Source organism: Mycolicibacterium hippocampi (assembly GCF_010723735.1).
Classification (GTDB): domain Bacteria; phylum Actinomycetota; class Actinomycetes; order Mycobacteriales; family Mycobacteriaceae; genus Mycobacterium; species Mycobacterium hippocampi.
Map to the genome: position 1 here is coordinate 365,771 of NZ_BLLB01000002.1, position 13,293 is coordinate 379,063.

Sequence of the window (13,293 nt, forward strand, 5' to 3'; positions counted from 1 at the left end):
ACGCACAGGTAGCCGATTCAGGCAGCCGATTTTCTACGTCCATGTATTGAGGAGACTTCCGTGCCGAACCGACGTCGACGCCGGCTCTCGACAGCCTTGAGCACAGTCGCCGCTCTGGCAGTCGCAAGTCCAGTTGCAGTTGTTGCCGTAACCGAAATGTCCGCAGCGCCCGAGCGGGCGCCGGAACACCGCGAGTTCGTCCAGGCCGCCACCATCACAGATCTACCCGGCGAGCTGATGACCGCGCTCTCACAGGGCCTCTCACAATTCGGCATCAACCTGCCGCCGTTGCCGACGGGCCTGCTCACCGGGTCGGCGCCGACGGCATCCACCACGCTGAGTCCCGGGCTGGGGACCACCGGCCTGATGCCGGGCCTGACCGGAGCTCCGTCACTGACCGACCCCGGCCTCGCCAACCCGGCGCTCACCAGCCCCACCCTGACGACTCCGGGCTCGACGACTCCGGGCCTGACGACACCGGATTCGACGACACCGGGCCTGACGACACCGTCGCTGACCGACCCCGCACTGGCCTCCCCCGGCCTCACCGTGCCCGGTGTCACCCCCGACGGTCAGACCACACCCTCGCTGACCGACCCCGCACTGACGACACCGGGCCTGAGCACCCCGCCGGCCCTGACCGACCCCGCCCTGGGGGCGGCCCCGATCTCCACCTCCGGCCTGCCCGCGACCGGGGAGATCCCGATCTCGGCTCCGATCGGCCTGGATCCGGCGCTGGGCGGCTACCCGGTCATGGGGGATCCGTCGCTCGCCATGCCGGCGGCCTCCAGCAGCGGGGGCCTGCTCGGCGATCTGACCAGCGCCGCCAACCAGTTGGGCGCCGGTGAGGCGATCGACCTGCTCAAGGGCGTCCTGATGCCCGCGATCATGTCGGCGGCCAAACCCCCAGGCGCTCCCGCGGCAGCCGCCGCGCCCATCGAGACCGCGGCCGGCACCGTCGGCGCCGAGGAAGCACTGGCAGCAGAAGCACCGCTCGAGCCTGGCGCGTGAGAATCGCGGCAGTCCAGTAGTCCTGCCACCGAACGGCACCGCAGAAGCACCCCATGCTCTGCGGTGCCGTTGCAGGTGCGTGCACACTTTCTTCGGATTGAGTCCCCGAACGGCCGTGTCGCAACACAAGTAACAACTGGCACATACGTAACATCAGCCCGTGCCGTGTCGTCGTCCCGCGCCATCGATACTGTTCACCGCGCTCGCGGCGACAGTGGTGCTGCTGCCCTGGGCGATCTCCGGCGCGCCCGGTGACGACCCGACGCCGCAGGTCGCCGCGCCCGAGGTGGCGCAGCAACCGCTGACCGATCTCGGCGGCGGCGAGACGATTCGCGAGATCCACCAGGAGACCCCGTTCTCGATGGTCGCGCTGACCGCAGAGGACCTGACCGGCACCACCGCCCGGGTGCGCGCCGAGAAGCCGGACGGCACCTGGGGTCCGTGGTACGAAGCCGAACAACTCGGCGGCGTCGGTGCCGACCTGCCCGGCCCCCGCGGCACCGAAGCCGTGTTCGTCGGCCGAACCACCACCGTGCAGATCGCCGTCACCCGCCCGGCCGACGCCCCGGCCACCGCACCCGCACCGCCGGGCGACGACGACCGGCCGCCCCTGGGCTACGTCCCGGCCAATGTGGAACAACCGTTCGGACAGAACCTCAACGCGGTCCTCATCAGTCCTCCCGAGACGCCGGCCGACCTGCTGCCGCTGCCGAACGCCGCCACTCCGCCGGGCCAACCGCCGAACATCATCAACCGCACCCAGTGGGGCGCCGACGAAGCGATGCGTTGCGGAGATCCGCGGTACGACAGCAGGCTCCAGGCCGGGGTCGTGCACCACACGGCGGGCAGCAACGACTACCTGCCGGGAGATTCGGCCGGGATCGTCCGGTCGATCTACGAGTACCACACCCGCACCCTTGGCTGGTGCGACATCGCCTACAACGCGATGGTGGACAAGTACGGGCAGGTCTTCGAAGGCCGCGCGGGCGGCATGACCCGCCCCGTCGAGGGCGCACACACCGGCGGCTTCAACCACAACACGTGGGGGGTCGCGATGCTCGGCAACTTCGAGGTGGTGCCGCCGACACCGATTCAGCTGCGCACCACCGCACGGCTCCTGGGTTGGGTTCTCGGCCAGGCCGGTGTCGACCCGCTGGGCGCCGTGGTGCTGCCGTCCGAGGGCGGCGCGTTCACCAAGTTCCCCTTCGGCGCCTCACCGACGTTGCCGGCGATCTTCACCCACCGCGACGTCGGCAACACCGAGTGCCCGGGCAACGCGGCCTACGCGCTGATGGGACAGATCCGCGACAGCGCGGCGCGGTTCAACGATCCGCCGGGTCCCGACCAGCTGGCCGAGATGCTGCGCGGCGGCGCGATCCACGCCAAGTGGGAAGCGCTGGGCGGCATGAACAGCTACCTGGGTCGCCCGACGTCACCCGAATCCGCCGGCGAGGGCTCGGCGCGGTACGTGAGGTTCGAACGCGGGGCAATGTACTGGTCTCCCGAGAGTGGAGCCGAACCCGTCACCGGCGAGCTCTACAAGGCGTGGGGTGCGCTCGGGTTCGAGCGGGGCGCGTTGGGCCTGCCGACCAGCGCCGAGATCGCCGCACCGCTGTGGATCGTGCAGAACTTCCAGCACGGCACGCTCAACTTCGACCGGGAGAACGGCCGGGTGATCCGCGTCATCGACGGCGTCCCCGTCGAGCTACCGCCGCCCCCGGCCGACCTGGCGCCGATACAGCTGGAGCGGTTCACGCCGCCCAGCAACCCCGTCTGACCCGGCTTCACAGCCACCGGCCCGCAGAGTCAGTTCAGGTCACCGGCAGTGGTGGCCACGTCGTCGCCGAACCACTTCTCTTTGATGAGGTTGTAGGTTCCGTCTTCGCGCATTCGGAACAGTGTCTGGTTGGTCGGCTTGCGAAGTGGGCTGTTGACGTCGAACACGAAGCCTTGATCTTCTTCTTGGAACACCGGCCCGGCCATGACTGCGACTCCTTCACCGCGGTGGGCGACGTAGTAACGCAGCACAGGCGCATCGAAGACCACCGCGTCGTAGCCCTCTTCGCGCAGCAGTTGATAGGACTCCTCGATGGTTTCGGTCTCGGTGGCATCGATACCCATCCCGCGCAGGAACGCGGCCGACGTGGTGTCGCCGACGGTGGCGATCGACTTCTCGTACAGGTCGGCCGGGCCGCTGATCTTGGCATCCAGCTTCGCCACGGTCAGGGTGGCACTGAGGTTGGCAGAGTAGAACGCGACGAAGACGATGCCGGCGAAGCCCCAGAGGATCGCCAGCGCCTGGGTGAAAGCTCTTGTTGCCGTGGTGCTGTTCTTGCCCACCAGCGATCCGATACCCCAGCCGAACGACTGGACGATGCCCGGGATGTAGGACCGCGACACGACGGGATTGGTGCTGCGGCGCTCGATGAGCCAGAAGATGTGCGCGGGAAATACGCTGACCACCACGGCGGCGCTGAGCCAGATCAGCATGGTCCTGGAGAGAAGTAGGTCGAGGTAGCCGCCGAGCCCGGGCACCGAGGGCCGGGTGTGCTGCACGGGAACCATGATTTGGAGGCCGGCGTCGGCTGTGGGATGGGAGAAGTCGAAGGACTGCTCCCGCTCAGCGGTCAGAGAGATTCCTCCGACCGCCACGTCAGCCCGACCCTCGGCGACAGCCGCCAATTGTCCTCGCACGTCCCCGGTGTCGATGTACTCGGTGGTCCAGCCGAGCCGGTCAGCGACTTCGTCCCACAGGTCGATGCTGAACCCCGTCAGCTCACCGCTGCTGGTCTGCATCACAAACGGCTCGAGAGGGTGCACCGCCACGGTGACCGACTGTGTGTCGGTTTGCGGCTGAGCAGCCGCCTGGGGAACGCCTGCCGGTGACGCGCCCAGCAGGACGAGCAGAGCGATCACCGCGGCCAGCGCATAGCACCGTAATCCCACCAGCACCCAATCCTTAGCGTCTGTTCATGTGCTCTGGCACCCTACCGGGCGTGCGCGGGGATCGAGACCCGTCTACGGCGAAAGCGTCAGGAACGGCAACGGATCGCTCGCGACGAACTTGGCGGTCACGTTGCCGACGAGACCTCCTTCGAGCGCGGTGTCGGCGGTCAACTCGAGTTTGCGCGCCGGCGCATTGACGTCGAAGTCCAATTGGCCGAGGTCGGCCCACACGATGTTGGGCCTGGTCGTCGACGCGAACACATAGCGGCGGTTGGTCAGATCTGCGACGATTTGCCAAATTGTCTGTGACGCTTCGGGTTTACCCGGGTCAGGAATTCGAAATGGTTGAGCTGCGTTCCGGATCACGCTGAGCATCCCAGCGATCGCGGCTGTCTGATCGCTGGGCTGCGGGAGTCGACTCACGTAATAGCAGGCTCGGGCAAATCGGTCGGGCGCCATCGTCGTACCGGGCAATACTCCTGTGCCGCCGAAACCTTCGATTCGCGCGAGTAGATCGAGCTGCTCTCCAAAAGGAGGGGAATTGGTCATGACACGGTAGCTACGGTCGTGCCAGACAGTTGGCACGCCGTTGAGGTACTCGATGATCGCGGAGTCACCGGTCGAATCGTCAAGCGCGAGGTGCACCGCCGGGACCTCACCGGTACCGGGATCAGCCAGCGGCACGACCTGAACGTTGGTCTCGGTGATCCAGGCGGCGGCTTCGGCGACCGTAGCGAAATTGTCGAGGAAATACTGCAACCACACGGCCATACTCAGTGCTGGCCGTGACGGGTCATAGGTGCCGTAGTCAGATTCGGTCAGCCACAGAACATGACCGGCCAACCCGGACTCGTTGAGGCCATCCACCGACATCAGATCGTAAGCCCCGGCAACGAGGCTGCCGTACCTGGCGGTCCAGCTCAACGAACCGCCTACCCCATCGTGGCGGGTGATTCCGCGCGGGAGAACCCACAGATTGGTGGCGGTGTCTCGGTGGTAGTCCATGTTGCGGCCAACAAGCACCGGTCCGTCGGACGTGGTCCAAAGCGCCCGCGTACACATGATTCATCCTTCTTCTGCGTTTCGGTGGTGACGAAAGGCTCGCCTGGCGGTCGACATGCCAAGTCGAGTGTCCTAGCCGTTTGTGAACAGCGCAGCCACAAACGGTGTGGTATCCGGCAGGGACGCCAGCACGGTGCCACTGTGATCCTCGTCGGGGTAGATTTTGAGCACCACGTCCTGGTTGTGGGCCTGCAACTGGTCATAGAGCACCAGCGACGACTTGGCCGGCACGTCACGGTCCAACAGGCCGGCGCCCAGGAATATCGGTCGGTCATAGCCGGTCACGGGTGTACCCATGTAGTCGTCGAGCGCTTCAGCCACACCGGGCAAAGAGGCCAGCGGCTCGCTGAAGAATCGCGTCGGCGTCATGCCGGACAACTCCTCATCCAACTGGGGCTTGCACATGGTCTGGGCCTTGTCGACGGCTTCGACACCTTCCAAGGTGAGCACACTGTTGACGTCGAGGTCGGGACGCGCCTCACGGAAACCGGCCAGAATGTAGGCGGTGTAGCTGTTGGCAGCTGGTCCGAGCTCTGCGGGCAGTTGGAGGTCGGGCCCACCGAGCTTGACGACGCTTTCGATGTTGGCCGGGGTGCCGGTAGCCACCACGCCGCGGTAGTCCAGTCCACTGCCTGCACTGAACTCTGTGGCCCAGCGCGCGCTGTTGACAGCGGCGCCTCCTCCCTGAGACTGCCCGACAATGGCCCACTGCGGGGACAGCGGAAGTCCCATCTGGTGCGCGGCGATCACCGAGTCGACTACCGCACGCGCGGTGGACACGCTGTTGAGATAGCTCATCAACCCTGGAGTGCCCAGCCCCACATAGTCGGTACCGACGACCGCATATCCCTGGTCCAGCCAATGACTGAGGTACTCGTTGTCGCGGGCGCTTCGCGGCCGCGCCGAAGGTGTGCAGTCGTTCCCGAGACCGACTGTGCCGTGCGCCCAGGCGATCACGGGCCAACCACTCTGCGGGGGCGCACTCTTCGGGGTGAACACCACAGCGGTGCTGACTGCGGGCTGGTCATGCTGGTTGCGCGTGGAATAGAGGATTCGGTACGCCGCACCCGCGCCGGTCACCGACAGTTCAGGATTCAACGGGGCCTGGGCGATCAGCACCCCACCTTCAGGGGGGACAGGCGCCTCATAGAAGCGGACGTCCAGGGTCGACCAGTCGGGATCAGCGGCCACCGCGGGCGGGGCAATCCCGACGACAAGCGCGACAGCACCAACCGTTGCCATCGCCACCGTGAGCACCATTCTCACCAATCCGATCCGCATCACGCCAGACAAGATAGCCGAGCGCCGGGATCGACGGTGCGGGACTCGCGACCACACCCGTGACTCCTACGGACGCGTCGTACATGTGTTGTCGAGGACCTGCTCGTCCCGGCGACCATCCCCTTCAGCCGGATTCATGGTTGCGGCAGTCGAATTGGTTCTGGAACGGCAGGCGGGTGGCGTCCCCACCGGTCATCTTCCGGGTCGAGAAGAAGTCCTTCGGCAGCTAGTCTGACGCGACGTGACCGACATCGACGAGTCCGTGCCCGAATCCACCGTCAAAGCCATCGAACGAGCTGTCGATCAGGGCTCCTTCCCCGAGCTCGCCGCCGTCCTCGACGGGTTGCCCACAGGGCAGCTCGTCGAGATCCTCGAGCGGCTCGACCGAAGCCGACGAGCGATCGCCTACCGAATACTGCCCAAACACCGGGCACTGGAGGCGTTCGAGATCCTCGACGCGACCCTGCAACGCGATCTCGTAAGCGGCCTGCAGGACGAGCAGACCACCGAGCTGTTCGCCGCGCTGGACCCCGACGATCGCGTCGAACTGCTCGATGAACTCCCGGCCAGCGTGGCCCGCCGGCTGCTACAGGGCCTGCCCGCCGGTGAACGGGAGATGACTGCAGAGATCCTGGGCTACCCACACGGTTCGATCGGGCGCAGGATGAGTCCAGAGTTCGTCAGGGTTCTCCCCGAGACGACCACCGCCACGGCGCTGACCCGCCTGGCCGACCATCTCGACGACGCCGAGACCATCTACACCCTGCCAGTCACCGACGACGACCGGGCACTCATCGGCGTGGTCAGCCTGCGCGACCTGCTGAAGGCACCCCCGGGGACGACGATCGCGGAGGTGCAGCAACCCGCGCAGTGGGTTCACGCCACCGACGACGCCGAGACCGCCGCACGGCGCTGTGCCGATCTGAAACTGCTTGCCCTACCGGTCGTCGACAATGAAACACGGATCGTGGGGATCCTCACGGTGGACGACGCGCTGTCGATCCTGGAAACCGCCGACTCAGAGGACCAGGCTCGCATCAGCGGCGTCGAACCGCTGCGAAGGCCCTACCTGAGCGCCCCGGTGTTGGACCTGATGCGGTCGCGCATCGTGTGGCTGTTGGTTCTCGCCGTGGGTGCGACGCTGACCGTGCAGGTCCTTGAAGTATTCGAAGAGACCCTCGCCGAGGTGGTCACACTGGCGCTGTTCATCCCGCTGCTGATCGGAACCGGCGGCAACACCGGCAATCAGGCAGCGACCACCGTCACCCGGGCGCTCGCACTCGGCGATGTCAAACCCCGCGATGTGGGCAAGGTGCTGTTCCGGGAGTTCCGCGTCGGCTTGTCTCTGGGCCTGGCGCTCGGCGCTCTGGCGTTTTTGCTGACCTCAGCCATTTACAGCACCTCCATCGGCACCGTGATCGGCTTGACCTTCGTGGCCCTGTGCACGATAGCCGCCACAGTCGGGGGAGTAATGCCGTTGGTGGCGCGCGCGGTGCGCGCCGATCCCGCCGTGTTCGCCAACCCGTTCATCTCGACATTTATCGATGCCAGCGGTCTGCTCATCTACTTCTTCATCGCCAAGGCGGTGCTCGGCATCTGACGGCTTCACAGCCACCAGCGCTCGAGCACCCGGGCCACGCCGTCCTTGACGTTGGTGGTGGTGACCTCGTCGGCGGCGGCGAGCGCGTCGGGGTGCGCATTGCCCATCGCCACGCCCAGACCCGCCCAGCTCAGCATCGGCACGTCGTTGGGCATGTCGCCGAAGGTGACCACATCGGCGGCGGTGATCTCCAGCGGGCGGGTCAACTCCTCGATCCCGGTCGCCTTGCTCACCCCCAGCGGCATGATCTCCACCAGGCCGTTGTTGGTGGAATAGGTGATGTCACCCTGGAGCCCGATGTGCTTGGCCAGTTCGGCAGCCATGTCAGCGCTGGTGGCGCCCGCTTTGCGGATGAGCAACTTGATCGCCGGGGCGCTGAGCAGGTCCTGGATCGACACCTCGGTGTTGTCGGGATTGAGCCACGCGTGTTCGTAACCCGGTGAGCTGACGAACTGCGGGGTGGCGGCGTCATGCGCGCTGCGGCCCACCCGCTCGACGGCCAGACCTGCGCCCGGGATCACCCGGGTGGCGATCTCGGCGAGTTCACCGAGAAGGTCGGCCGACAGAGAGCGGGCCGACACGATGCGGTCTGTCGAGGGGTCGTAGATCACCGCACCGTTGGCGCACACCGCCATCGGGGCGAAACCGAGTTGGTCGACGATGGGCCGGACCCAGCGCGGGGGACGGCCGGTGGCGAGGACGAACGTCGCGCCGCCGTCGACGACGGCGCGGACCGCGGCCCGGGTTCTCGGGCTGACGTTTTCGTCGTCGTCGAGGAGCGTGCCGTCCACATCGGTGGCGATCACCTCCGGTCTCTGTGCACGTCCCCGCTCGGGGGACGTCATGAGCGCCGAGCCCGCCTGCGGGCCCGCTCCGCCAGTTCCGCCACATCGAGGCCTTCGGCCTCGGCCGGAGTCGGGGCGCTACCGCCGAGGCGTCGTGGCAGCCAGAAAGCACCTGGCGGCTGCGGGTAGGCCGATTGTGAGGTGTGCAGCAACTGGGTCATCTCCGAACGCATGGTGGTGGCGAGCTCCTGGGCGGTGCCTTTGGGCGCAATGGGCCGTCCGATCGTCACGTTGACCGGAAACTGTTTGCGCCCCAACGCTTTCGGATGGTCTTTGGTCCAGATGCGGTGCGCTCCCCAGACGATCAGCGGCACGATCGGCACCCGCGCCTCCTGCGCCATCCGCACTGCACCGGTCTTGAAATCCTTGAGCTCGAAGCTGCGGCTGATGGTGGCCTCCGGATAGACGCCGACCAGTTCACCGCCGCGCAGCGCCTGGACCGCCGCCGCGTACGCCCCCGCGCCGGCCTGGCGATCCACCGTGATCGTGCCGGTGTGCCGGATCAACCACCCGACCACCGTCACCTCGCTCATCTCGGCCTTGATCATGAACCGCAACCGGCGCTTGCGGTTCATCACCGCCAGTGCGGCGGGCAGGAAGTCGACGTAGCCGGTGTGGTTGATGGCGACGACGCCGCCGCCGGTGGCGGGGATGTGTTCGAGTCCCTGAAAGGTGATCCGCGTCCCGGTAGCCCTGACTGCCAGCTGCGCCGCGATTTCCAGCGTGCGGAAAACCGGTTCCATCCGGCTACCCCGGCGCCTCGGTGGATCCGTTGTCGGGTCCGGGCGTGCCAGACCGCCGGGCCGCCTTGTGAGCCGCTTCTTCGGCGTCCATCCGGTTGGCCTCCGCCAGCGTCGGCGCTCCTCCGCCGAGGCGATGCGGCACCCAGAACTCGCCGGGTGGATGCGGCCCATAAGCGTCCTGCACCTGCTCGAGCAGGTGCTGCATGCGGGAGTGCAGCAGCGAGGTCAGCTCGGCAGCGGGCAGTGTCGGTTCGATCGGCTTGCCCACCGCGATCGAGATCGGGACCCTGGGCCGGCCCAGCTTCTTGGGGTGCCCTTTGGTCCAGATGCGCTGGGCGCCCCACACGATGTGCGGCACGATCGGCACGCCGGCTGCGATGGCCATCCTGGCAGCACCCGACTTGAACTGTTTGATCTCGAAGCTGCGGCTGATCGTGGCCTCCGGGTAGACGCCGACGAACTCACCTTCCTGAAGCTTGCGGCAAGCCTCCTCGAACGAGGCCGCACCGCTGTGCCGGTCGACCTCGATATGGCGCAGGCTGCGCATGATCGGTCCGGTGACCTTGTGGTCGAAGACCTCTTTCTTCGCCATGAACCGCACCTTGCGACCGAGGCGCTGCTGGTAGGCGGGAAGCCCGGCGAACGTGAAGTCGAAGTAGCTGGTGTGGTTGATCGCGATCACCGCGCCGCCGGTGCGCGGCAGGTTCTCCACGCCGGTGACGGTGAACTTCAGGCCCTGCACCCGCCACGCCAGCCGGGCGAGCTGGATGACAGTGCCATATACCGGTTCCACAGCGGCAAGCGTAGTGCGCTCGGGCACACAGTCCCAGACCGGTGCGAACACAGGGCGCCCGGCTAAGCTGCAGGGCAAGACGAACAGCTCCGGAATCGGCCATGGAAAGGATCTTTGTGCAGGTCACCAGCGTCGGGCACGCCGGCTTCCGCATCGACACCACGGCCGGAAGCATCCTGTGCGACCCGTGGGTGAACCCAGCGTACTTCGCCTCCTGGTTCCCCTTCCCCGACAACAGCGGGCTGGACTGGGCCGCACTGGGCGACGTGGATTATCTGTACGTGTCCCACCTGCACAAGGATCATTTCGACCCGCGCAATCTGAGCGAGCACGTCAACAAGGACGCCGTCGTCCTGTTGCCGGACTTTCCCGTCCCCGACCTGCGCCGGGAACTGGAGAAGTTGGGATTTCACCGCTTCTTCGAGACCACCGACTCCGTCAAGCACCGGGTCAGCGGCCCCAAGGGCGACCTGGACGTGATGGTCATCGCCCTGCGGGCGCCCGCCGACGGGCCCATCGGCGACTCCGGACTGGTCGTCGACGACGGCGTCACCACCGTTTTCAACATGAACGACGCCCGCCCGGTGGATCTCGACGTCCTGCACGCCGATTTCGGCCAGATCGACGTGCACATGCTCCAGTACTCGGGGGCGATCTGGTACCCGATGGTCTACGACATGCCCGAGCGGGCCAAGGAGGCCTTCGGCAGCCAGAAGCGGCAACGCCAGATGGACCGCTGCCGGCAGTACATCGCCCAGGTCGGTGCCACGTGGGTGATCCCGTCCGCAGGCCCGCCCTGCTTCCTGGACCCCGACCTCCGCGACCTCAACGACGACCATGGTGACCCGGCGAACATTTTTCCCGACCAGGTAGTCTTCCTCGAGCAGATGCGTTCCCACGGCCACGACGGCGGACTGCTCATGATCCCCGGATCCACCGCCGATTTGACCGGCACACAGCTGAACTCGCTGCAGCACCCGATCCCCGAAGACGACGTGACGGCCATCTTCACCACCGGCAAGGCCGAGTACATCTCCGCGTACGCCGAGAGGATGGCACCGGTGCTGGCCGCGGAGAAGGCCGCCTGGGCGCCTGCCACAGGCGAACCGCTGCTCGAGCCGCTACGTACGCTGTTCGAGCCGATCATGCTGGCCAGCGACCAGATCTGCGACGGCATCGGCTATCCCGTGGAGCTGCGGCTGGGGCCCGAGAGCGTCGTGCTGGACTTCCCGAAACGAGCTGTCCGGGAAGCGATCCCGGACGAGAAGTTCCGCTACGGCTTCGAGATCGCGCCGGAGCTGGTACGCACCGTGATCCGTGACGGCGAGCCCGACTGGGTGAACACGATCTTCCTGTCGACCCGGTTCCGGGCCTGGCGCGTCGGAGGTTACAACGAGTACCTGTACACGTTCTTCAAGTGCCTCACCGACGAGCGGATCGCCTATGCCGACGGCTGGTTCGCCGAGGCACACGACGACACGGCGTCGATCACGTTGGACGGGTGGGAGATTCAGCGTAGATGCCCGCACCTGAAGGCCGACCTATCCAAGTTCGGTGTGGTGGAAGGGTCCACGCTGACCTGCAATCTGCACGGCTGGCAATGGAATCTCGACAACGGCAGATGCCTGACCTCGAAGGGCCACGAGCTACGATCGGCGAAGCTGTGAGCGCACCACCGCAGTACTACGACGACGGCCTGATCCAACTGGACCGGGAGGCGCTCACGTTGCGCCGCTACCACTTTCCCTCCGGCACCTCGAAGATCATCCCGCTGCGCAACATCCGCGGTTACCGCAGCACCCCACTGGGGTTGTTCATGCAACGGTTCCGGATCTGGGGCAGTTCCGACCTGAAGCGGTGGCTGCCACTCGATGTCCGCAGACCCCTGAAATCGACGCTGATCACCCTCGATGTTCCCGGGACCTACCCGGATCCGGCGTGCACGCCGGTGCGCCCGGGGCAGTTCGTCGCACTGCTCGAGGAACTACTGCAACGCGCCCGCTGAGACGGCGTCACCGCTCGCGCAGGACGGTGGCCTCCAGTATCCGCTGAACCTGACGCATCGCGGTGCGGCCGGCCGCGGCGGCCGCTTGCTGGACCGCGCCGGGAGGCGCGGGCATCCGGACCCGCACCGGGTCCCCGACGCGCACCACTCCCGGGGCGGCGACATCGGCGTAGACGCCGAGGAAGCGGTCGGTGGACTCGGCCAGCCGGCGGGTCAGGGCGCGGTCGAGTTCGAGGCCGGGTTGGGGACGTGTCGGCACCACACACCGGATGGTCGGGTTGGTGATCCGCAACGACACCGAGCCGAACTCGACGTCACCGCCCACCCAGCCGGCCTCGGGGTAGCCGCCGCCCGCGTCGTCGAGAGCCACCAGCACGTTGGGACGGAAACGGCGGACATCGTAGGTCGCGCCGGAGTCCGCTCCGGCAGACAGCGTCGCCAGGCTGGTCGTGCTGAGCACATGAACCGGACTCAGATCCACGAACGTTCCCGGGGGGGTGGCGTAGCGGGCCAGAGTCAGCATCTGTTTGGTCGAGAAGACCGATGTGTCGGGCAGCGCTTCGGAGTCGGACAGCCCGAAGTCGCGCCGCACCTCAGTGGGCGAATAGTTGGCGCGGGTCTGCCGGACCGACAATCGGTGCAGGCTGGTGTCTGCGCGTGCGGGCAGCGCCGTCAGCCGCACCTCGCGGCCGAGGAATGCCGACAGCGTGCGGTCGAGTTCGGGGTCGGCGCTGGACAGTTCGGCGCCGTCGGGCATGGTGACGATCACCTCGGGTACGTTGCCCGGCCCGACGTCCGGACCCGGCTCGACGGCGTAGCGCGCCGAACACCCCAACAACGCGGGCACCTTCCGGGCCGACGCGGTCATGTCACGCTCGAGGTCGCGGACCGCCCAGAGCCGGTCGGCGTGCACGCCGTGACGGTCGACGCGCACTTCGTCGACGGCGGTGCCGCCCATCGACTTGACGGGAAAGCGCCACAGTTGCTCCACCCTGCCACCCATGTCG

At 66.9% G+C, this 13,293-nt stretch carries 12 protein-coding genes; 5 read left to right on the forward strand and 7 right to left on the reverse strand.

Going from position 1 to position 13,293, the window contains the following annotated elements:
• The first annotated feature begins 60 nt into the window (after positions 1 to 60).
• Together G6N53_RS02700 and G6N53_RS02705 are read left to right on the forward strand one after the other, a co-directional pair.
• Positions 61 to 1,011 carry a hypothetical protein gene (locus G6N53_RS02700; protein WP_163886879.1) on the forward strand — a complete coding sequence of 317 codons (951 nt, stop codon included), beginning with the start codon at positions 61 to 63 and terminating at the stop codon, positions 1,009 to 1,011.
• Positions 1,012 to 1,171: 160 nt separating this feature from the next.
• Positions 1,172 to 2,788, forward strand: coding sequence for an N-acetylmuramoyl-L-alanine amidase (locus G6N53_RS02705; RefSeq protein WP_163886882.1), 1,617 nt, complete (start codon positions 1,172 to 1,174; stop codon positions 2,786 to 2,788).
• A gap of 29 nt (positions 2,789 to 2,817) precedes the next feature.
• Here the strand turns inward: G6N53_RS02705 and G6N53_RS02710 are convergent, their stop codons facing one another.
• The 3 genes from G6N53_RS02710 to G6N53_RS02720 all read right to left on the reverse strand — a co-directional run bounded on the left by G6N53_RS02710 (position 2,818) and on the right by G6N53_RS02720 (position 6,279).
• On the reverse strand, positions 2,818 to 3,957 hold the full coding sequence (locus G6N53_RS02710; RefSeq protein WP_237166347.1) for a transporter substrate-binding domain-containing protein: 1,140 nt from the start codon (positions 3,955 to 3,957) through the stop codon (positions 2,818 to 2,820).
• Between the two features lie 72 nt (positions 3,958 to 4,029).
• Entirely contained in the window at positions 4,030 to 5,019 is a 990-nt protein-coding gene (locus tag G6N53_RS02715) for a bile salt hydrolase (protein WP_163886884.1), read from the reverse strand.
• Between the two features lie 72 nt (positions 5,020 to 5,091).
• Positions 5,092 to 6,279, reverse strand: a complete 1,188-nt coding sequence (locus G6N53_RS02720; RefSeq protein WP_163895372.1) for an alpha/beta hydrolase family protein — start codon at positions 6,277 to 6,279, stop codon at positions 5,092 to 5,094.
• A gap of 262 nt (positions 6,280 to 6,541) precedes the next feature.
• Between G6N53_RS02720 and mgtE the strand changes: the two genes are divergently transcribed.
• Entirely contained in the window at positions 6,542 to 7,900 is a 1,359-nt protein-coding gene (gene mgtE / locus G6N53_RS02725; protein WP_163886886.1) for a magnesium transporter, read from the forward strand.
• Positions 7,901 to 7,905: 5 nt separating this feature from the next.
• Here mgtE and G6N53_RS02730 read toward each other — a convergent pair whose 3' ends face one another.
• Genes G6N53_RS02730 through G6N53_RS02740 form a run of 3 tightly spaced genes read right to left on the reverse strand, consistent with a single transcriptional unit; the run spans position 7,906 to position 10,281 of the window.
• Positions 7,906 to 8,745 carry an HAD family hydrolase gene (locus G6N53_RS02730; protein ID WP_163886888.1) on the reverse strand — a complete coding sequence of 280 codons (840 nt, stop codon included), beginning with the start codon at positions 8,743 to 8,745 and terminating at the stop codon, positions 7,906 to 7,908.
• Entirely contained in the window at positions 8,742 to 9,488 is a 747-nt protein-coding gene (locus G6N53_RS02735) for a lysophospholipid acyltransferase family protein (RefSeq protein WP_163886890.1), read from the reverse strand. The genes G6N53_RS02730 and G6N53_RS02735 overlap by 4 nt, the downstream gene beginning before the upstream one ends.
• A 4-nt stretch (positions 9,489 to 9,492) precedes the next feature.
• Positions 9,493 to 10,281 carry a lysophospholipid acyltransferase family protein gene (locus G6N53_RS02740; RefSeq protein WP_163886892.1) on the reverse strand — a complete coding sequence of 263 codons (789 nt, stop codon included), beginning with the start codon at positions 10,279 to 10,281 and terminating at the stop codon, positions 9,493 to 9,495.
• A gap of 116 nt (positions 10,282 to 10,397) precedes the next feature.
• On the opposite strand from G6N53_RS02740, the gene G6N53_RS02745 reads away from it, so the two are divergent.
• Positions 10,398 to 11,948: a Rieske 2Fe-2S domain-containing protein gene (locus G6N53_RS02745; RefSeq protein ID WP_163895374.1), complete on the forward strand. Its 1,551-nt coding sequence runs from the start codon at positions 10,398 to 10,400 to the stop codon at positions 11,946 to 11,948.
• A complete protein-coding gene (locus tag G6N53_RS02750) occupies positions 11,945 to 12,286 on the forward strand; it encodes a hypothetical protein (RefSeq protein WP_163886894.1) in 342 nt (113 codons plus the stop codon). Before G6N53_RS02745 ends, G6N53_RS02750 begins: the two co-directional genes overlap by 4 nt.
• A 7-nt stretch (positions 12,287 to 12,293) precedes the next feature.
• On the opposite strand, the gene G6N53_RS02755 is transcribed toward G6N53_RS02750, so the two are convergent.
• Positions 12,294 to 13,289, reverse strand: coding sequence for an MOSC domain-containing protein (locus G6N53_RS02755; RefSeq protein WP_163886895.1), 996 nt, complete (start codon positions 13,287 to 13,289; stop codon positions 12,294 to 12,296).
• Positions 13,290 to 13,293: the final 4 nt, after the last annotated feature.